The sequence below is a fragment of the Lysobacter sp. A289 genome, assembly GCF_054072675.1.
The window spans coordinates 1,975,160-1,995,164 of sequence record NZ_JBSVRN010000001.1 but is presented as its reverse complement, the minus strand read 5'-3'; the positions used below and the strand labels follow the sequence as shown (position 1 = coordinate 1,995,164).

The following is a 20,005-nucleotide window of genomic DNA, read 5'->3' as shown; positions in this document are numbered from 1 at the left end:
AATAAACCGCAGGCGCGGCTCAGCGATACCGGTTGATCTGGTCGCGCAAGGTGCGGGTGACGGTGGCGGCGGCCTGTGCGAAGTCGTCACCGGGGGAGGCATACAGGATCGCGCGGGAGGAACTGACCATCAGGCCGGTCCCGTCGGCGGTCTTCGCGTTTTTCACCACCGCCTCGACGTCGCCGCCCTGGGCACCGACGCCGGGGACCAGGAAAGGCATCTCGCCGACGATCGCACGCACCTCGCGCAGTTGTTCCGGCCAGGTCGCGCCGACCACCAGTGCGCAATTGCCGTGGCCGTTCCAGTCGCGCGCGATGGTTTCGGCGACGTGCTGGTATAGCGGGCGCTCCAACGGGCGTTCGCGGCCGTTGCCGGTCACGAGCAGGTCCTGCAGGTCGCTCGCACCGGGATTGGAGGTGCGGCACAGGATCACCACACCGCGGTCGGCGCGATCCAGGAACGGCTGCAGCGAGTCGCGTCCCAGATACGGGTTGGCGGTCACCGCGTCTGCGCGGTAGCGGTCGAACGCCTCGCTGGCGTAATGCTGTGCGGTGCTGCCGATATCGCCCCGCTTGGCGTCCAGGATCACCGGGATGCCGGGGTGGTTGGCGTGGATGTGGGCGATCAGCCGCGCCAGCGCGTCCTCCGCGCCCAGAGCGGCGAAATGGGCGATCTGCGGCTTGAATGCGCAGACGTATTCGGCCGTTGCATCGACGATGCCGCGGCAGAAGTTGAACACCGCATCGGGGTCGTTGGCGAATTGCGCCGGGAACTTCGCCGGCTCCGGATCGAGCCCGACGCAGACCAGTGAGTCGGCGTCGGACCAGCGGTGTTTCAGGGCCTGCATGAAGGTCATTGCAAACTCACTTCAGTGCCTTGAACCGGAGGCGCTTGGGCTGGGCGCCTTCTTCGCCGAGGCGACGCTTCTTGTCGTCCTCGTATTCGCGGTAGTTGCCCTGGAAGTACTCCACGTGCGAGTCGCCCTCGAAGGCGAGGATGTGGGTGGCGATGCGGTCCAGGAACCAGCGGTCGTGGCTGATCACCACCGCGCAGCCGGGGAACTCCAGAATCGCGTCTTCCAGTGCGCGCAGGGTCTCCACGTCCAGGTCGTTGGATGGCTCATCGAGCAGCAGCACGTTGCCGCCCTGCAGCAGGGTCTTGGCCAGGTGCAGGCGGCCGCGTTCACCACCCGACAGCGTGCCCACCAGTTTCTGCTGATCCTGGCCCTTGAAGTTGAAGCGGCCCAGGTAGGCGCGCGACTGGATCTCGACCCCGTTGATGTTGAGGATATCCGCGCCGCCGGAGATTTCCTGGAACACGTTGTGGTCGCCTTCCAGCGTGTCGCGGCTCTGGTCGACATAGGCGACCTTGGTCGACGGGCCACGGGTGATCTCACCCTTTTCCGGGGTTTCCTGCCCGGTGATCATCTTGAACAGGGTCGACTTGCCGGCGCCGTTGGGGCCGATGATTCCGACGATCGCGCCGGGCGGGATGATGAAGCTCAGGTCGTCGATCAGCAGGCGGTCGCCGAACGACTTGGAGACGTTGTTGAACTCGATCACCGAGTTGCCCAGCCGCTCGCCCGGCGGGATGAAGATCTCGTTGGTCTCGTTGCGGCGCTGGTATTCGACCGAGTTGAGCTCATCGAACCGCGCCATGCGCGCCTTGCCCTTGGTGCGGCCGCCCTTGGCGTTGCTGCGCACCCACTCCAACTCCCTGGCCAGCGCCTTCTGGCGGGCCTTCTCGCCGGACTCCTCGCGCTTCAGTCGCTCGGATTTCTGCTCCAGCCAGGCGGTGTAGTTGCCCTTCCACGGGATGCCCTTGCCGCGATCCAGCTCCAGGATCCACTCGGCGGCATTTTCCAGGAAGTAGCGATCATGGGTGACCGCGACCACGGTGCCGCTGTAGCGGGCGAGGAACTGCTCCAGCCACTCCACCGACTCGGCGTCCAGGTGGTTGGTCGGCTCATCAAGCAGCAGCATGTCGGGCTTCTGCAGCAGCAGCTGGCACAGTGCGACGCGGCGCTTCTCGCCACCGGACAGCTTGCCGATGATGGCTTCCCACGGCGGCAGGCGCAGCGCGTCGGCGGCGACTTCCAGTTGGTGCTCCAGCGTGTGCGCATCGCCGGTGGCGAGGATCGCCTCCAGGCGCTGCTGCTCGGCGGCGAGCTTGTCGAAGTCGGCGTTCTCGTCGGCGTAGGCCTCATAGACCTTGTCCAATGCGGCCTGGGCATTGATCACCTCGCCCAGGCCTTCCTCGACCGCTTCGCGCACGGTGTGCTCGGGGTTGAGCTGGGGTTCCTGGGCCAGGTAGCCGACCTTGATGTCCTTGGCCGCGCGCGCCTCGCCGGTGAAGTCGGGGTCGACGCCGGCCATGATCTTCAGCACCGTCGACTTGCCCGAGCCGTTCAAGCCCAGCAGGCCGATCTTGGCGCCGGGGAAGAACGACAAGGATATGTCCTTGATGATCTGGCGCTTGGGCGGAACGGTCTTGCTGACGCCGTTCATGGTGTAGATGTATTGCGACATTCGGGGGCTCCGCAGGCAGACGGCGGCGCCCTGCGCGGGGGCAGGGGCCGGAAAGGATCGATAGCCGGCCATTATCCCGGATGCAGGAGTTTCCTGCAGCGGGCGGGTCAGCGGGCAGTTGGTTTGGGTGCAGGTCGCACCGACAACCCGTTCGCCCGTGGTTCCGGCGGCGGGTCGGGGCTAAACTCGGGGCCTTCCCTTCTTCATCTGAACTGGAGTGGCAATGTTTGCGCGCGATGCACGTATTGAAGGATTTGACCCGGAACTCGCCCAGGCCATCGCGAACGAGAATCGCCGCCAGGAAGACCACGTCGAGCTGATCGCCTCGGAAAACTACGCCAGCCCGCGGGTGATGGAAGCCCAGGGTAGCCAGCTGACCAACAAGTACGCCGAGGGCTATCCCGGCAAGCGTTACTACGGCGGCTGCGAATACGTCGACGTGGCCGAGCGGCTCGCGATCGACCGGTTGAAGGAGTTGTTCGGCGCTGATTACGCGAACGTGCAGCCGCATTCGGGCTCGCAGGCCAACCAGGCGGTGTACTTCGCACTGTTGAAGCCCGGTGACACCATCCTGGGCATGAGCCTGGCGCATGGCGGCCATCTCACCCACGGGGCCAAGGTCAACATCAGCGGCAAGCTGTTCAACGTCGTCCCGTACGGCCTGGACGAGTCCGGGTTGATCGACTACGACGAGATGGAGCGGCTGGCCCGTGAGCACAAACCGAAGATGTTGATCGGCGGCTTCAGCGCCTACTCGCAGGTGGTGGATTGGGCGCGGATGCGCGAGATTGCCGATGCGGTGGGCGCGATCTTCTTCGTCGACATGGCCCACGTCGCCGGCCTGATCGCCGCCGGCGTTTACCCCAATCCGGTGCCGCACGCGCACGTGGTGACCTCGACCACCCACAAGACCCTGCGCGGCCCGCGCGGCGGCATCATCATTGCCAGCAACCCGACCGAGGAGCTGGTCAAGAAGCTGCAGAGCATCGTCTTCCCCGGCCTGCAGGGCGGCCCGCTGATGCACGTGATCGCGGCCAAGGCGGTGGCGTTCAAGGAGGCACTGGAGCCGGCGTTCAAGGACTACCAGGCCCAGGTGGTGAAAAACGCCAAGGCGATGGCCAAGGTCATCATCGATCGCGGCTACAAGGTGGTCTCGGGCGGCACCGAGAACCACCTGATCCTGATCGACATGATCGGCAAGGGGATTACCGGCAAGGACGCGGAAGCCGCGTTGGGCAAGGCGCACATCACCGTCAACAAGAACGCGGTACCCAACGACCCGCAAAAGCCGTTCATCACCTCCGGTCTGCGCATCGGCACCCCGGCGGTGACCACGCGCGGTTACCTCGAGGCGGACTGTGTCGCGCTGGCCAACTGGATGTGCGACATCCTCGACAACCCGAATGACGAGGGCCTGATCAAGTCCGTGCGCGAAAACGTGACCACGCAATGCGCGCAATTCCCCGTCTATGGTTGACCGCTGCCTGACGCGCACCCACCCCGCACCCCCGGGGCGGGTCTCGACCCCTCATGGCCAGTCACCCGTAGGTCGGGTTTCAACCCGACATGCCCGGCCACCCGTAGGTCGGGTTTCAACCCGCCGCCCCCGCACGACCGGGCAACCCGGCTAGCCCCCGCCCGCCATGCACTGTCCCTTCTGCCAACACGTAGACACCCGCGTCATCGACTCGCGGGTGTCCGATGACGGCGCGACCATCCGCCGTCGCCGCGTTTGCGAGGCCTGCGGCGAGCGCTTCTCCACCCTGGAGACGGTCGAGCTCAAGTTGCCGGTAATCATCAAGTCCGATGGCCGTCGCGAATCCTTTGACGCACGCAAGCTGCGCGGCGGCTTCGACCGCGCATTGCAAAAACGGCCGGTGGCGGAAGAGCAGATCGAGACGGCGGTGCGCGCGGTGGTCCACCAACTGCGCCGCACCACCGAGCGCGAGTTGTCGTCGCTGCGGGTGGGCGAGTTCGTGATGGGCGAATTGCGCAAGCTCGACCATGTCGGCTACGTGCGCTTTGCCTCGGTCTATCGCGCGTTCCAGGACGTGGCGGATTTCCGCGATGAACTGGATCGACTCGAGAGCGACAATTCCGGCGCAGACCAGTTGCCACTGTTGGGTGGGGACACCGACACGGCAACCAAATCGCGCAAGCGCTGATGGCGGGGCGTTTCCGCAACCGTTTCCGCCTCCGCTCCCGCCAGCGCCGCTGACCGCAGACCTTCCGACTCCCGCAAGAGGAATCCACCGTCCATGCCCGAATTCACCGCAACCGACCACCTGATGATGGCGCGCGCCCTGCGCCTGGCTGAGCACGGCGCTTACACCACCCGGCCCAATCCGATGGTCGGGTGCGTGATCGCCCAGGGTGACGAGGTGGTGGGCGAGGGCTACCACCAGCGCGCCGGCGAAGCGCATGCCGAGGTGCTGGCGCTGGAAGCCGCCGGTGACCGGGCCAAGGACGCCACGGTCTACGTGACCTTGGAGCCGTGCGCGCATACCGGCAGCACCGGGCCGTGCGCGGACGCGTTGGTCGCCGCCGGGGTGGCAAGGGTGGTGGCGGCGATGCGTGACCCGTTCCCACAGGTCGATGGCGCCGGTTTCGACAAGCTCCAGGCCGCCGGGATCCAGGTCGAGCACGGTTTGATGGAAGCCCTGGCGCGCGAACTCAACCGCGGCTACCTGTCACGGATCGTGCGTGGCCGGCCCTGGGTGCGGGTCAAGCTGGCCACCAGCCTGGATGGCCGCAGCGCGCTGGCCAGTGGCGAATCCAAGTGGATCAGCGGCGAGGCGTCACGCCTGGACGTCCAACATTGGCGCGCCCGTGCCGGGGCGCTGGTGACCGGTGCCGGCACCGTGTTGGCGGACGACCCGTCGTTGACGGTGCGGTTGGACGAGGGCGTCGCCTTCGTCCCGCCATTGCGGGTGGTGCTTGACCCCGGATTGGCCACGATCGCCCGCGGCCGCGTGCGCGACGGTGACGCGCCGACCCTGTACATCCATGCGCCCAATACCAAGCTCGGCCGCGGTATCGATGCCGAGCTGGCGACGGTCGCGGTCGAGAGCGGCCGCTTCGACCTGCTCGCGGTGCTGAAGCTGCTGGCCGCGCGAGGCGTCAACGAAGTCCAGGTGGAAGCCGGGGCAACCCTGGCGGCGGCCTTCCTGGAAGCCGGGGTGGTCGACGAGCTGCTGCTCTATGTCGCCCCGGTGCTGCTGGGATCACAGGCGCGACCGCTGTTTGATGGACTCAATATCGAGACGATGGCCGAGCGCATGCAGATGCGCGTGGTTGAATCGCGCCAGTTGGGCGAGGACATCCGGGTCCTGTTGCAACCAGAGACAGGCCCGTAAACCAGGCCCCGCAAGCCAGGCTTGACGGCGTAGGGGCGGATCAGAAGCGCGGATTACAGCCACAGCGTTCCACGGATCGGACAGTCGTGGCGCCTGCGGGCTGGTAGAATCGCCACGCCACTGCGGTGGCACCACACGTAAACGTCTTCAGGGCGGGGTGCGACTCCCCACCGGCGGTAGGTTACCTGGCCATGACGGCCGTGGTGACAAGCCCGCGAGCGCCTGCAGCCAGCTGCTGCAGGGTCAGCAGATCCGGTCGAATGCCGGAGCCGACGGTCATAGTCCGGATGAAAGAAGACGGCGTACGCCAGGCCCTGGGGCCATGCGTAAGCCATTGCCTTGTGGCGTTTTTCGCCATCCATTGATGCGGGAAACGAGCCATGTCCATGTCATTGAAGTGTCCGGTGTTGCGGTGCGTTCTGGCGACCCTGCCAAGTGGTCTTGCCGGGGAGTCACGCTGATGTTCACCGGCATCATCGAAGGTGTCGGCCGCCTGGCCGCACGCGATTCCCGAGGCGGTGACGCACGGCTTGTCATCGAGGTCGGCTCGCTGCCATTCGATCAGGTGGCCTTGGGTGAGTCGATCGCGGTCAACGGTACCTGCCTGACCGTGGTCGAGTTTGACGTCGACAAGGGCCGCGAAAACACATTCCAGGCCGACGCATCCAACGAGACGCTGGCGCTGACCACCTTGGGCCAGCTGCCCATTGGCGCGCCGGTCAACCTGGAGCGGGCGATGCGCCCGACCGACCGGCTTGGCGGCCACATGGTCAGCGGCCATGTCGATGGGGTCGGCGCGGTCGCGACGATCTCACCGGATGCGCGCGCCCAACGCTGGCGGTTCACCGCACCGCCGGCCGTGCTGCGTTATATCGCCAAGAAGGGCTCGATCTGCGTCGACGGCGTCAGCCTGACCGTCAATGAGGTCGATGCTGACGGCTTCGAGGTCGCGCTGGTGCCGCACACGGTTGCCCACACCGCTTTCGCCGACACCCGGCCTGGCGACGCGGTCAATCTGGAGGTGGATCTGGTCGCGCGCTATGTCGAACGCCTGCTGCAGGGCCGTGCGGAACGCTGACGCCGCGAGTCTCCCTTCCGCATTTGCTGCCACTACCGGTTTCCGCCCATTCGGAAACGACGATCACGGGCCCGCGGCGCCTCCCTGCCGCCGGCCCACACCACAGGAACCACCCCAATGAGCTTTGCCACCGTCCCCGAACTGCTGGAAGAAATCCGCGCCGGCCGCATGGTCGTCATCGTTGATGACGAGGATCGCGAAAACGAAGGTGACCTGATCATGGCCGCCGAGCTGGTCAAGCCGACCGACATCAACTTCATGGTCACCCACGCGCGTGGTCTGGTGTGCCTGTCGCTGACCCGCGAGCGCTGCGTCCAGCTCGGTCTGCCGCCGATGGTCCGCGACAACACCTCCCAGCACCACACCAACTTCACCGTCAGCATCGAGGCCGCCGAAGGCGTCACCACCGGCATCTCCGCCTACGACCGCGCCCACACCGTCCGCACGGCCGTCCGCCCCGACGCGACGCCGTCCGATGTGGTCCAGCCGGGCCACATCTTCCCGCTGCAGGCCCAGCCCGGCGGCGTGCTCAACCGCGCCGGCCATACCGAGGCGGCGATCGACCTGGCACTGATGGCTGGTCTGGAGCCGGCCGGGGTACTGGTGGAGGTGCTCAATGCCGATGGCACCATGGCGCGACGACCGGAGCTGGAAAAGTTTGCCGCCGAGCACGGCTTGAAGATCGGTTCGATCGAGCAGCTGATCCGGCACCGGCTGGAGACCGAGCACACCGTGGAACGGGTCGACAGCCGGCCAATCGAGACCGACCACGGCCCGTTCCAGTTGCTGACCTACCGTGACCGGCTCAGCCACGCGCTGCATTTTGCGATGTTGCGGGGCGAGGCCGATCCGGCCATCCCGACCCTGGTGCGGGTGCACATGAACAACCCGCTGGCCGACGTGCTGCATTGGCGGCGCGCGGACTTTGGGCCGGCGGTCGGCGATGTGCTCGCCGCGATCGCCGAGCAGGATCGCGGCGCCCTGGTGCTGTTGGCCGATCATGCCGATACCCCCGCGCTGCTGGCGCGCATTCGCGCCGAACCGCAGGCGGCCGACGCGCCGATGCAGGAGATCAGTCCTGGCGCCGGCCAGGGCCTGACCGAATGGCGGCGCAATGGCGCCGGCAGCCAGATCCTGGCCGACCTCGGGCTGGGCAAGCTGCGGGTGCTGGGCACGCCACGCAAGCAGGTCGGACTGGCCGGCTTCGGGCTGGAAGTAGTCGAGTACGTGGAGTCGATGTAGCCGGTGCGCCCGCGCGGTAAACTGCGGTCTCGCCAGACCCCGGCAACTCCCCTCCCCCTCCAAGGCTTTCCCTGACATGCCCCATATCGAAGGCGACCTGCGCAGCCCTGAAAGCGCGCGTTTCGCAATCATTGCCAGTCGCTGGAATCCGCGCATCACCGACACCCTGGTGATGGGCGCACGCAAGACCTTCTCCGACAACGGCGTGGCCGAGGAGGCCATCGACGTGATCCGGGTGCCGGGCGCGTGGGAGATCCCGGTGGCCGCCGCGCGTATTGCCGCCGCGGGGCGTTACGCGGCGATTGTCGCGCTGGGTTGCGTGGTGCGCGGCGATACCCGCCACTATGAGCAGGTGGCCGATGGCTGCGCGGAGGGTCTGATGCGGGTTGCACTGGATCACGGCGTGCCGGTCTGCAACGGCGTGCTGGCCGTGGAGGTGCACGAGGATGCGGAGAAGCGCGCCAACGGCAGCCATGGCAACAAGGGCGAGGAAGTGGCACTGGCCGCACTGGAGATGGCGAACCTGATGGAGCGACTGGCATGAACCACCGTCGCCGGCCGGGAGGTATCGACGCGGTGGGTCGCTCGCGGGCACGGCGGCGCGCATTGCAGGCGCTGTATGCCTGGCAGATGTCCGGCTCCAGCGCGCGCGAAGTGGTGACCCAGTTCGCCCACGAGCAAGCCCGCGAGGTCGCCGATCTGGCCTATTTCGAGGAGCTCGTGCACGGCGTGGACAAGCATCGCGTCGAGCTGGACCAGGCATTGACGCCCTTCCTGGATCGCGATATTGCCCAGGTCGATCCCATCGAGTTGGCGGCCCTGCGGATCGCCACCTACGAGCTGCAACATCGCCCGGACGTGCCGTACCGGGTGGTGATCAACGAGGCGATCGAGTCGGTCAAGCGTTTCGGCGCCGAGCACGGCCACACCTACGTCAACGGCGTGCTGGATCATGCCGCGGCGGAATGGCGGGCGGTCGAGGTCAACGCGTCACGGCGCAAGCCCGATTGAGCCAACACGCGCATGGCCGAGTTCGACCTGATTGATCGCATCCGCTCCCGGGCACAGACCCGCGATGACGTGGTGCTGGGCATCGGCGACGATGCTGCGATCATCCAGGTGCCGGCCGGTTTCCAGCTGGTGGTGTGTACCGATACGCTGAATGCCGGAGTCCATTTTCCGCTCGATACCGCCCCCGCCGATATCGGCTGGAAGGCATTGGCAGTCAACCTGTCGGATCTGGCCGCGATGGCGGCGACCCCGGCCTGGTGCACCTTGTCGCTGTCGATGCCCGGCGATGATCCGGTCTGGCTGGACGGTTTCCTGGACGGTTTCCTGGCGTTGGCCGCGGAACACCGCGTTGCCTTGATTGGTGGCGATACCACGCGCGGGCCGCTGTCGGTCAGTGTCACCGCGCATGGGCTGGTCGAGCCCGGCCGCGCGCTGCGTCGCGATGGCGCGCAAGTGGACGACGATCTCTGGGTGACGGGAACCCTCGGTGACGCGGCAGCGGCGCTGGCGTTGTTGCTGCCAGGCGCAGGCCCGTTGCTGTTGAAGCGCGACGAGAGTGTGTCCGACACCGCCCCGCGTGAGCCATCGGATCGGTCACCGGCACCGGAAGGCGAGCGTGCGCAGGCGATCGAATCCCTGCGTCCGCGTCTGGATCGACCGACGCCGCGCGTCGCCATCGGCCGGCGGTTGGGCATCCTTGCCCACGCGGGAATCGATATTTCCGATGGCCTGCTCGCCGACCTCGGACACCTTTGCCGCGCCAGCAGCGTCGGCGCCGAGATCGAGCTCGATGCCCTGCCGAGCTCATCCGCACTGGCCCGGGCATTCGACCAGCCTCAGCGACGCGTCCTGCAGGCGGGCGGCGGTGACGATTACGAATTGTGTTTCAGCGCGCCGGTGAGCGCGCGCGAATCGATCAATGCGCTGGCGAAACAGACGGTAACCACGATCACCCGCATTGGCCGGGTGATCGCCGGCGAGGGCGTGCGGGCGCTGGAGGCCGATGGCCGGCAGTGGCATCCGCCGCGCACCGGCTATACGCACTTCTAAACCGACAACGCATCGCGTACGCGCTGTTTCAGCACCGGCAACACTTCGCCTTCGAACCAGGGGTTGGCCTTGAACCAGGCGACATTGCGCGGGCTGGGGTGGGGCAGTGGCAGCTCGGTCGGCAGGTAGTCGCGCCAGGCGCGCATGGTCGCGGTGAGGTTGTTTCCGCGCCGCCCGCCGAGAAAATAGGTCTGGGCGTACTGGCCGATCAGGACCGTCAGTTCGATATTGGGCAGCAGCGGCAGCAATCGCGGATGCCAGGTCGCGCGGCATTCGGGGCGCGGCGGAGCATCGCCGGAACCGGCCTTGCCGGGGTAGCAGAAGCCCATCGGGATGATCGCGACCTGGGCCGGGTCGTAGAAGGTAGAGCCATCGATTCCCAGCCACTCACGCAGGCGTTGCCCGCTGGCGTCATCCCACGGCACGCCGCTGAGGTGCACCTTGCGCCCCGGTGCCTGGCCGACCACCATTACCCGCGCGCTCTGGCTGGCGGCCAGCACCGGGCGTGGCCCGAGCGGCAGCGAGGCCTCGCAGATCCTGCAAGCGCGTATGTCCACCAGCAACCGATCCAGCTCGGCGCCGTCGCCGGGAGGATCCGTGGTGTGGCCCGTGCCTGGTGTCGCCGCTGCGCTCATGGCGGAAGTAGCTTGCCGGGGTTGAGGATGCCGTCGGGGTCGAAGGTGGACTTGATGGCGCGCATCAGTGCCAACGTCGGCGGCGTGATTGCCTGTGGCATGAAGTCGCGCTTGGCCAGCCCGATGCCGTGCTCGCCCGACAGGGTGCCGCCGAGTGAAATCGCCAGCGTGAACACCTTGGCCATCGTGGCGTTGGCGCGTGTGGACTGGTCCTGGTCGGCCGGGTCGTACATCAGGTTGACGTGCAGATTGCCATTGCCGGCATGGCCGAAACAGACAATCGGCAGCCCGCAATCGCGCGCCAGTTGCTGCACGCCATCGACCAGTTCCGGGATGCGCGATACCGGCACCACCACGTCCTCGTTGATCTTGCCGGGGGCGAGCGTCCGCAGCGCCGGGGACAGCGACTTGCGGGCGGCCCACAATTGCGCGCGCGCCGGCTCGTCGGCCGCATCGTCCAGGGCGACCAGGCCTTCGCCCCGAGCGGCGTCCTTCAGCGCTTCGATATCGTGCGGCAAATGCGCCGGGTCGCCGTCGGCTTCGATCATCAGCAGTGCGCCGGCATCATCGGGCAAGTCGGCGCCACCGACGTCACGCGCCAGCCGCACCGCCTGTGCATCCATGAATTCCAGTATCGACGGCGTGACAGGCTGCGCCATCAAGCGGGCCACCGCCTGCGAGGCGCTGGACACGTCGCGGTAGATCGCGCGGAGGGCACGCTGTGCGGTTGGTGCCGGGGTCAGTCGCAACGACGCTTCGACGATCAGCGCCAGCGTGCCTTCACTGCCTACCAGCAGCCGTTGCAGGTCGTATCCGGTTGCGCCCTTGGTGGTCTGGGTGCCGCAGTGGATCAGCTCACCGGCGCCGGTGACCGCGGTCAGGGCGAGCAGGTTGTCGCGGCTGGCCCCGTATTTCACCGCGCGCGGCCCGCCGGCGTTGCAGGCCAGGTTGCCGCCGACGGTGCTGAACGCGGCGCTGGTCGGATCGGGCGGCCAGAACAGTCCGTGCGGCGCAAGCGCGGCTTGCAGGTCGCCATTGAGGACCCCGGGCTGGACCACCACACAACGGTCGCCGGGACGGATGTCGAGGATCTTGTCCATGCGCTCGAACGAGACCACCACGCCGGCATGGACCGGCACCGCCGCGCCGGTGGTATTGGTGCCGCGACCCCGGGCGATCACCGGCACCCGGTGTTTGCGACAGGCGCGGACCAACGCGACCACTTGTGCTGCGGAGGTGGGCAGGGCGACCGCGTCGGGCAACGCCAACTGCCGCGAGTTGTCATAGGCGTAGGCAAGTCGTTCGCTGTCGTCGGTGAGCCACGCCGCGCCCAGCAAGTCGGTCATTTCAGCATGCAGCTCAGTCGGCAATGGCGTGGGCATCGCGCTATCGGCTCAGCAATCGTCGGCGCGAAACGCATCGCGCAACCAGTTCAGGCGCGGGGATTCCGGGTCGCCATCGGCCTCGACCACGTCGAATCGGCACGGTCCGTCGGCATAACGGGGGTGGCGCAGCAGGAACATCTGCGCGGCGCGTACCAGCTTGCGCTGCTTGCGCCAGTCGACCGAGGCGGCGCCGCCGCCAAAACGGTCATCGCGGCGGTAGCGCACCTCCACGAACACCAGGGTGTCGCCGTCCAGCATCACCAGGTCGATCTCGCCGAGGCGGTAACTGGCGTTGGCGGCAACCGGACGCAAGCCCGATTGCTGCAGGTGGTCGCGGGCAGCGGCTTCCACCGCGGCACCGCGCTGGCGCCGGTCAGTAACGGTTGCCATTGCCCAGCGGTACGACGACCCCGCCACTGAAGGTCAGCCAGGCAGGAACGCGCTGGACATTGCCGGAGGCATCGATGCTGAGCGCACCGGTGGCGCCGGCGACGTAGGCATCGGCCGATTGCGACAGGCGATCCAGATAGGCAGTGAGCAGCCAGGCGTCATAGCCGAAGGCGAACAGCCGAGCCGCACCGCCGCGTGCGGTCGACACGGTTTGTGCGGCACTGGCCGCAGACGGCAGGCCGGGCACGTGACCGCCGCTGGTCCAGGTGCCGCCGGGGAACGCGATGCCATCCAGGATCCGGTCCTCGTCTACCTCGCCGGTGTCGGAAATCAATTGCGACGTTGCCACCATCGGCTTCCCAGCCAGTCCTGCCATGGCCAGCCGCGGCATCAGCTCGCGTGCGGCACTGCCGCGCAGGGCAAGGAAAATCGCGTCGACACCGCCTTCTTTCTGTACAAACGGCGTCAGGTCGGCCACCCCGGCGCTGAGTACATCGGTCACCACCACGCCTTGTCCGGTCAGCCGCTCGCGCAGCGCCGCGACCGAGCGGCGCGCCTGGTCGTCGCTATCGGCCACCACCAGGACGCGTTTTGCGCCGCGCTTGACCAGCAGGTCGGCGGCGGCGATGCCCTCGTCTTCCGGTGACAACGAGAAGCTGGCATTGCCGGCCGGCGGTGCGACCTGGCCATGGTTGAGCGCAAGCACCGGTACCGGCAGCGCTCCACGACGGAACAAGGCGTCGACACCGGTGCGCGACAATGGCCCGACCACGAAATCGTTGCCTGCCGCCACGGCCTGGTCGTAGGCCGCCACCGCGCCACCGGCCGTGCCGTGGGTATCGTAGAAGGCCACTTCCGGCCGGCGTCGTGATTCGGCGTAGTAACCGGCGAGGAAACCGTCGCGCACCGGTGCGGCGGCGGCCGAGATGCCTCCCGACAATGGCAACAACACGCCCAGTTTCACCGGAGGCCGGTAGCCATCGCGGGCGTCGGCCGGGGGCCGGCTGCCCGCATCGAACTGCCAGCGGGCGCGTTCCAGCGGCCTTGGCAGCGCCAGTCCGCGGCTGAGCAGCGCGCGTGCGAGGTGGTTGTAGAGCGGATCCCCGACCGCCAGCGCAGCCGCCTGGCCGGCAAGGGTGTCGTCGTCCAGTTGGGCCAGCAGTGCGTCAATCTGCTGGTTGCCGGCGCCGGCCCGGAGCAATTCACCTGCCTGTGCGACCAGTGGATGCATGGCGTCCTGCCCGGTCCGTGTCGAGGTTTGCGGGGACATCGAAACGCAGCCGCCCAGCAGGACGGCGATGATGGTCAGGGCGAACAGCCAGGTGCGCCGGGGACGTCGGAGGTGTGTGCTCATCGGCATGCGCTCGCCGCGATGCGGCGTTCCAGTGGGGACCTTGACGATTCTACCGGCCATGCCGGGAAGTGGTGCAAAGACGCCGGCATCCTTACCATCGTGATGATGCACAAGCCCGGCACCCTGCACGTCATCGCCACCCCGATCGGTAACCTGGGTGATATTTCCGCGCGCGCGCTGGAGGTGCTGGGGCAGGTCGATGCGATCTGCGCGGAGGACACCCGGCATACCCGCCAGTTGCTGTCGCACTTCGGGCTTGAGCGGCCATTGCTGGCGCTGCACCAGCACAACGAGGAGGCGCAGGCGGATCAACTGGTCGCCCGCCTGCAGGCAGGTGAATCGCTGGCGCTGGTGTCGGATGCCGGGACGCCGCTGGTCAGCGATCCGGGCTATCGCCTGGTTCGCGCCGCGCGCGCGGCCGGGGTGCGGGTGTCGCCGCTGCCCGGTGCGTGCGCGGCGATCGCGGCGTTGAGCGTGGCCGGGATTGCCTCCGACCGGTTCGCGTTCGAGGGTTTCCTGCCGGCCAAGGGGGGGGCGCGGCGCGAGCGGTTGGCGCGGTTGGCGGCCGAAACACGAACGCTGATCTTCTACGAGTCCGCGCACCGGATCGAGGAGTCGCTGGTCGACTTCGTTGCCGCGTTCGGTGCCGGTCGCCCGGCGGTGTTGGCGCGTGAGTTGACCAAGTTGTTCGAGACGGTTCTCGATGGCGACCTGGCGGCGTTGCTGGCGGCGGTGCAAGCCGATGCCAACCAGCGCAAGGGCGAGTTCGTGCTGGTCGTGGAAGGCATCGGCGATGCCGCCGAAGCGAAGCTGGTCGAGGGTCGGCGGCTGTACCTGAAACTGTCCGAACACCTGCCGCCGTCGACCGCAGCCAAGCTGGCCGCCGACCTCAGCGGCGCGTCGCGCAAGGCGTTGTATGGCGCGACGGATTGAGTCGGACTCAGCAACAGCAACGGCAACGGCAACGGCGGTGGAGTGTGTGGGCTTCGGTGGGGGCGGCGCCCTGTCCGGGCATTGCTACTCGGTTCGGGCGGCCATCCATGGCCGCACTCACCGCCGTGTGCCATCCATGGCGCACTCTCCGCAATGCCCGGACAGGACGCCGCACGGGGGCTGGGGCGTCGTGGCCTTGTTTCAGTGAGAGCGGGTTGCTCTTGGCGATTCGCGCCAACGCGACTTCTCGCTGTTGTATATATAGTGCTGCGGAGTTCCCAGACCATGGATTGGCGATGTGGCAAAAGGCCCCAACGCGTGATCTTCGCCTTTCCCGCCTCAGAACAGGTGAGTGCAGGCGACTTGCGCGGCTCTGCCGCGTGCCTTTCACGAAGTCAGCGAGGTCCGGCAGGAGGTGGACGGTGGGGGGATTGCGGAAAAGCAGGCCATGGATGGCCTGCGGCCCGCCTCAGGGCAGGATGCCCTGATGAAGGGCTGGAGCAATCCCCCCGCCGGCCGCCTCCTGCACGCCCGAACCTCCCGAAGCCCGCTCTTGGCTCTGAACCAGACACCGCCCGGGCATCAAGCAATCCCCCCGCAACCGTCGCGCAACCGCTAAACTGCGCGTGGCGGAGTCGGCCAGACAGTCGCGTCATCGCAGCGGGTTTACCCGCGGCGGTGCCGAGGAAAGTCCGGGCTCCACAGGGCACGGTGCCAGGTAACTCCTGGGCGGCGCGAGCCGACGGAAAGTGCAACAGAGAGTAGACCGCCGAACGGTCCGGTGTTCGAGAGAATGCTCGATGCGTGGCAAGGGTGAAACGGTGCGGTAAGAGCGCACCGCGAGTCTGGCAACAGACCGGCATGGCAAACCCCACCGGGAGCAAGACCAAATAGGGACCTAATGGCGCTGCCCGCGTCGGGTCCGGGTAGGTTGCTCGAGCGTATCGGTGACGATGCGCCTAGAGGAATGACTGTCCACGACAGAACCCGGCTTATCGGCCGGCTCCGCCACTTTTTTCCACGCCACGCCGCTTCCGCGGCGCACATCCCGCTGCCCGGCGCGCGCTGCGGTGGTCGGCCGGTTGGTTTCCTGAACCGAATTTCACATCTGTCTTGAACCCGTCAGTCTCAAAATATGAGACGAAACAAGGGTTAGTGGATAACTCTTGACCAAGACTATGAAGTGTTGCGCAAGCCATTGATCCGACAGGCGAAATACGCCGGGAATTTTGTTGACAACCCCAAGGGTGGTGCATAAGGTGGTCATCAGAGGGAAAACCGGGTTTTTTGTGGTTTTCGATGGTTGCAACCGGATTCCAGCCCCGGTTGTCCGACAGGCGAACCGTCCGCAGAGGCGGGCCAACGCGAAGGTGTGCAATGTTCCAGGGCGAGACCGCCATCACTATTGACGACAAGGGCCGATTGGCGATTCCCACCGCCCATCGGGATCTTGTTGCGCGTGATTGTGGCAACCGGTTGGTCGTCACCTACAACCCGTTCGAGTCCGGCTGCCTGTATCTGTACCCGGTAGCGATATGGGAGCGCATCAGCAAAGAGGTCAACAAGCTGCCCAGGGCGAAGAAGGTCAATCGCTCCATGCAGCTGAAACTGGTCGGCGCGGCAAGCTTCGTGGAGCTGGATGGCAATGGCCGCATCACCATTCCGGCCAGCCACCGCGCCGCGGTGGGAATCGAGCGAAAGGCCATCTTGTTGGGGATGGATGAGAAGTTCGAGTTGTGGAGCGAGCAGGCGCATCACGCACAGATCCATCAGACGATTTCTGATGACGATCTGAGTGACGAGCTGCTCGACCTGCAGCTATGACGGGCGGTGGCATGGAGCGCGCAGCGACTTCCGGCCACCTTCCCGTGATGTATCGGCAGGCGCTGGATGGCCTGCAGGTGCGTGGGAATGGCACTTACCTGGATGGCACGTTTGGCCGTGGAGGTCACGCGCGCGGTGTGCTTGAGCGGCTGGGGCCAGCCGGACGGCTGCTGCTGATGGATAAGGACCCCGATGCGATCGCGGTGGCCGAGCGCGATTTTGGCGACGACCCGCGGGTGGCGATCTTCCGTGGCAGTTTCGCCGACATGGCGCACTGGGGCGCGACCGGTGCGGGCGCGGCTCTGGACGATGGGGCGCTGGACGGCATCCTCCTCGATCTGGGCGTCTCATCGCCGCAACTGGATGTCGCCGAGCGTGGTTTCAGTTTCAGCAAGGATGGCCCGCTGGACATGCGCATGGATCCCGATACGGGCCTGAGCGCGGCGCAATGGCTGGCCATGGCCGATGAGCGCGAGATCGCCGACGTGCTGTGGACCCATGGCGAGGAGCGCCAGTCGCGCAAGATCGCGCGCGCCATCGTCGCCCGGCGTGAGGAACAGCCGATCCTCCGCACCGCCCAGCTGGCCGAGCTGATCGCCTCGGTGATGCCGCGCGGCAAGGACAAAATCCATCCTGCCACCCGCAGCTTCCAGGCCATCCGCATTTTCATCAACCGCGAGCTTGCCGACCTGGAGGCCGGGCTGGACGCAGCGCTGGCGCGGCTCAAGCCCGGCGGCCGGCTGGTGGTGATCAGCTTCCATTCGCTGGAAGACCGGATCGTCAAGCAGTTCATCAACCGCCACGCCAAGGCACCGCCGGGTAACCGGCGCTTGCCCGAGGTCGAGTTCACCCCCGGCCTGCTGGCGATCGGTGGCGCCCGGAAAGCCGAGGTTGACGAAACTTCGGCGAATCCGCGCTCGCGCTCCGCGGTGTTGCGCGTGGCCGAGAAACTTCCCGTGCAGGAGGCCGCATGACGCTGCGCCTGCTGCTGATCGTCCTGGTGGTCGCCAACCTGGTGTCGGCCCTTGCGGTGGTGCATGCGCGTCATCGCCACCGGGTGCTGTTCGTCCAGCTCAGCCAGTTGGAGAAGGCGCGCGACGAGCTCGACATTGATTTTGGCCGTCTGCAACTGGAGCAGGCGACCTGGGCCGAGAGCAACCGCATCGACCAGATTGCGCGTGACCGACTGGGGATGAAGCTCCCCGAAGGCGCGGAAATCGTGGTGATCCGGCCATGAGGGCCAATGGCCGGCGCGCGCGGGGTGCACAGTCGTCGCGTGAGCGTTCGCGCTGGGCCTGGCTGCAGGCCTACCTCGGTCGCGGTGATGGCGCCGCCACGCGTGGCCGAACGCACTACAACGTCCGCAAGCGCATGGCGCTGGTGGGCGGCACGCTTGGTTTGTGTTCGGTCGCGCTGGTCGGCCGCGCGCTTGATGTCCAGGTGTTCAACAACGATTTTTACGTCCGCCAGGGTGACGCGCGTGCGCTGCGCGAGATCCCCATTGCGACTTCGCGCGGCATGATCACCGACCGCAATGGCGAACCGCTGGCGGTGTCGACGCCGGTGGAATCGGTATGGGCCAACCCGCAGGAGCTGTTGCAATACCCCGACCGGATTCCCGAGCTGGCCAAGGTGCTGGGCGTGCCGGCCGACGAGTTGGCACGCAAGCTCAGCCAGCGTGCGGACAAGGAGTTCATGTACCTGCAGCGCCGGATCAACCCGAGCCGGGCGCGCCAGATCCTGGGCCACGAGATCCCCGGTGTGTTCTCGCAGCGCGAGTTCCGTCGCTTCTACCCCCAGGGCGAGGCGATGGCACATGTGCTGGGCTTCACCAACATTGATGATCGTGGGCAGGAAGGCCTGGAGCTGGCGTTCGACGACTGGCTGAGTGGCACGCCGGGCTCCAAGCGGGTGATCCGCGATGGCCAGGGCCGGATCATCGAGAACGTCGACCTGATCCGACCGGCACAGCCCGGCCATGACCTGACCCTGACGATCGACCGCAGGATCCAGTACCTGGCGTTCCGTGAGTTGCGCCGCGGGATCGAGCAGGCGCGGGCGTCGGCCGGCTCGGTGGTGATCCTGGATGTGGATACCGGCGAGGTGCTGGCAATGGCCAACCTGCCCAGCTACAACCCCAATCAGCTGGAAGGCGGACGTGGTGATGCGCGCCGCAACCGCGCCGTTACCGACGTGGTGGAGCCGGGCTCGACGATGAAGCCGATCACCATCGCGGCGGCGCTGTCCACCGGCAGGGTCACCCCGACCACCATCGTCGACACCTCGCCGGGCTGCATGCGCAATGGCCGCTACACCATCAACGACTATCGCAACTACGGCGCGCTGACGGTCGCTGGTGTGCTGACCAAAAGCTCCAATGTGGGCGCGGCCAAGCTGGCGCTGGCGATGCCCGACGACTACTTCTACAACGTCATCCACCACTTTGGTTACGGCACCAAGCCCGGCAGCGGCTTTCCCGGCGAGGCGTCCGGCCTGCTGGCCGCGCCCCGGCAGTGGAGCGGCACCACCAAGGCGACCATGGCCTACGGCTATGGACTGTCGGCGACCCCGCTGCAGATTGCGGTGGCCTACGCCTCGCTGGCCAACGGCGGCCGGGTGATCGCACCGACTTTCGTCAAGGGCCAGCGCAATGAATCGGAGCAGGCGGTCAAGCCGGAGATCGCGCATCAGGTGCTGGGGGCGATGCAGACGGTGACCGAGACCGGCGGCACCGCGACCAACGCCGCAATCCTCGGCTACCACGTGGCCGGCAAGACCGGCACCTCGCGCAAGTTCAGCGCCAGCGGCGGGTATTCGGACGAGTACGTGGCGTTGTTCGCCGGCGTGGTGCCGGTGGAAAATCCGCGCTTCGCGATGGTGGTGATCATCGATGAGCCTGATGCCAGCGCCGGCCATGGTTATGGCGGCGGCGCGACTGCGGCACCGGTGTTCAAGCGGGTGATGGAAGGCGCCTTGCGGCTGATGGACGTGCCACCGGACGACATCGAGACCTGGCTGGCCGCGCAATCGGCGGCGCGCGCCAAGCGACTGAAGGCCAATGGCGGCAAGCTGGCCGAGGACGCGCCGGTGTTGCCCGACCCCACCGTGACCGTCGCCTCGCAGTCCGACTTGCCCGACCCGGTGGATGTGTCGGCAACGTCGCCGGCAGTGTCATCACGCCAGGGAGGTGCACGGTGACCGTCGCGCACAAGCCTCGCC

The 20,005-nt window shown here is 66.9% G+C and carries 19 protein-coding genes, 1 other RNA gene and 1 riboswitch; of the genes, 14 read left to right on the top strand and 6 right to left on the bottom strand.

Annotated elements, in window-relative coordinates; genetic code table 11:
• Positions 1–19: 19 nt before the first annotated feature.
• Positions 20–856: an orotidine-5'-phosphate decarboxylase gene (gene pyrF, locus ACW5DN_RS09235; protein WP_456962393.1), complete on the bottom strand. Its 837-nt coding sequence runs from the start codon at positions 854–856 to the stop codon at positions 20–22.
• Positions 857–863: 7 nt separating this feature from the next.
• Positions 864–2,528, bottom strand: coding sequence for an energy-dependent translational throttle protein EttA (ettA, locus tag ACW5DN_RS09230; RefSeq protein WP_456962392.1), 1,665 nt, complete (start codon positions 2,526–2,528; stop codon positions 864–866).
• 223 nt (positions 2,529–2,751) lie between these two features.
• Here ettA and glyA point away from each other — a divergent pair, with 223 nt between their 5' ends.
• From glyA to thiL, 8 genes are all read left to right on the top strand, one after another.
• Positions 2,752–4,005: a serine hydroxymethyltransferase gene (gene glyA / locus ACW5DN_RS09225; RefSeq protein WP_456962391.1), complete on the top strand. Its 1,254-nt coding sequence runs from the start codon at positions 2,752–2,754 to the stop codon at positions 4,003–4,005.
• 166 nt (positions 4,006–4,171) lie between these two features.
• Positions 4,172–4,693 carry a transcriptional regulator NrdR gene (gene nrdR, locus ACW5DN_RS09220; protein WP_456962390.1) on the top strand — a complete coding sequence of 174 codons (522 nt, stop codon included), beginning with the start codon at positions 4,172–4,174 and terminating at the stop codon, positions 4,691–4,693.
• A gap of 93 nt (positions 4,694–4,786) precedes the next feature.
• Entirely contained in the window at positions 4,787–5,884 is a 1,098-nt protein-coding gene (ribD, locus tag ACW5DN_RS09215; RefSeq protein WP_456962389.1) for a bifunctional diaminohydroxyphosphoribosylaminopyrimidine deaminase/5-amino-6-(5-phosphoribosylamino)uracil reductase RibD, read from the top strand.
• 139 nt (positions 5,885–6,023) lie between these two features.
• Positions 6,024–6,187: riboswitch (FMN riboswitch) on the top strand.
• Positions 6,188–6,344: 157 nt separating this feature from the next.
• Positions 6,345–6,962: a riboflavin synthase gene (locus ACW5DN_RS09210; protein WP_456962388.1), complete on the top strand. Its 618-nt coding sequence runs from the start codon at positions 6,345–6,347 to the stop codon at positions 6,960–6,962.
• Between the two features lie 117 nt (positions 6,963–7,079).
• Positions 7,080–8,204: a 3,4-dihydroxy-2-butanone-4-phosphate synthase gene (gene ribB / locus ACW5DN_RS09205; protein ID WP_456962387.1), complete on the top strand. Its 1,125-nt coding sequence runs from the start codon at positions 7,080–7,082 to the stop codon at positions 8,202–8,204.
• 76 nt (positions 8,205–8,280) lie between these two features.
• A complete protein-coding gene (gene ribH / locus ACW5DN_RS09200; protein WP_456962386.1) occupies positions 8,281–8,748 on the top strand; it encodes a 6,7-dimethyl-8-ribityllumazine synthase in 468 nt (155 codons plus the stop codon).
• Positions 8,745–9,215 (top strand): transcription antitermination factor NusB, encoded by a 471-nt coding sequence (gene nusB, locus ACW5DN_RS09195; protein ID WP_456962385.1) that lies wholly within the window; start codon positions 8,745–8,747, stop codon positions 9,213–9,215. The genes ribH and nusB overlap by 4 nt, the downstream gene beginning before the upstream one ends.
• A 12-nt stretch (positions 9,216–9,227) precedes the next feature.
• On the top strand, positions 9,228–10,265 hold the full coding sequence (gene thiL, locus ACW5DN_RS09190) for a thiamine-phosphate kinase (RefSeq protein WP_456962384.1): 1,038 nt from the start codon (positions 9,228–9,230) through the stop codon (positions 10,263–10,265).
• Here thiL and ACW5DN_RS09185 read toward each other — a convergent pair.
• The 4 genes from ACW5DN_RS09185 to ACW5DN_RS09170 are packed head-to-tail and all read right to left on the bottom strand — an operon-like array spanning position 10,262 to position 14,029.
• Positions 10,262–10,900 carry a uracil-DNA glycosylase family protein gene (locus tag ACW5DN_RS09185; RefSeq protein ID WP_456962383.1) on the bottom strand — a complete coding sequence of 213 codons (639 nt, stop codon included), beginning with the start codon at positions 10,898–10,900 and terminating at the stop codon, positions 10,262–10,264. The genes thiL and ACW5DN_RS09185 overlap by 4 nt on opposite strands.
• The gene (locus ACW5DN_RS09180) at positions 10,897–12,282 is read right to left on the bottom strand and encodes an FAD-binding oxidoreductase (RefSeq protein WP_456962382.1); all 1,386 of its coding nucleotides are present in this window, start codon (positions 12,280–12,282) and stop codon (positions 10,897–10,899) included. Before ACW5DN_RS09180 ends, ACW5DN_RS09185 begins: the two co-directional genes overlap by 4 nt.
• A gap of 12 nt (positions 12,283–12,294) precedes the next feature.
• Positions 12,295–12,675 (bottom strand): YraN family protein, encoded by a 381-nt coding sequence (locus tag ACW5DN_RS09175; RefSeq protein ID WP_456962381.1) that lies wholly within the window; start codon positions 12,673–12,675, stop codon positions 12,295–12,297.
• Entirely contained in the window at positions 12,659–14,029 is a 1,371-nt protein-coding gene (locus ACW5DN_RS09170) for a penicillin-binding protein activator (RefSeq protein WP_456962380.1), read from the bottom strand. The genes ACW5DN_RS09175 and ACW5DN_RS09170 overlap by 17 nt, the downstream gene beginning before the upstream one ends.
• 105 nt (positions 14,030–14,134) lie before the next feature.
• Between ACW5DN_RS09170 and rsmI the strand changes: the two genes are divergently transcribed.
• The 6 genes from rsmI (at position 14,135) to ACW5DN_RS09140 (ending at position 19,984) form a co-directional block, all read left to right on the top strand.
• Positions 14,135–14,962, top strand: coding sequence for a 16S rRNA (cytidine(1402)-2'-O)-methyltransferase (gene rsmI, locus ACW5DN_RS09165; RefSeq protein ID WP_456963016.1), 828 nt, complete (start codon positions 14,135–14,137; stop codon positions 14,960–14,962).
• Between the two features lie 631 nt (positions 14,963–15,593).
• Positions 15,594–15,973: RNase P RNA component class A (rnpB, locus tag ACW5DN_RS09160), an RNA gene on the top strand.
• Positions 15,974–16,339: 366 nt separating this feature from the next.
• Entirely contained in the window at positions 16,340–16,786 is a 447-nt protein-coding gene (gene mraZ / locus ACW5DN_RS09155) for a division/cell wall cluster transcriptional repressor MraZ (protein WP_456962379.1), read from the top strand.
• Positions 16,787–16,797: 11 nt separating this feature from the next.
• Positions 16,798–17,760, top strand: a complete 963-nt coding sequence (gene rsmH / locus ACW5DN_RS09150) for a 16S rRNA (cytosine(1402)-N(4))-methyltransferase RsmH (protein ID WP_456962378.1) — start codon at positions 16,798–16,800, stop codon at positions 17,758–17,760.
• Positions 17,757–18,023 (top strand): cell division protein FtsL, encoded by a 267-nt coding sequence (ftsL, locus tag ACW5DN_RS09145; protein WP_456962377.1) that lies wholly within the window; start codon positions 17,757–17,759, stop codon positions 18,021–18,023. Before rsmH ends, ftsL begins: the two co-directional genes overlap by 4 nt.
• A 134-nt stretch (positions 18,024–18,157) precedes the next feature.
• Complete coding sequence (locus ACW5DN_RS09140) at positions 18,158–19,984, top strand: peptidoglycan D,D-transpeptidase FtsI family protein (protein ID WP_456963015.1); 1,827 nt, start codon at positions 18,158–18,160, stop codon at positions 19,982–19,984.
• The last annotated feature ends 21 nt before the right edge of the window (positions 19,985–20,005 follow it).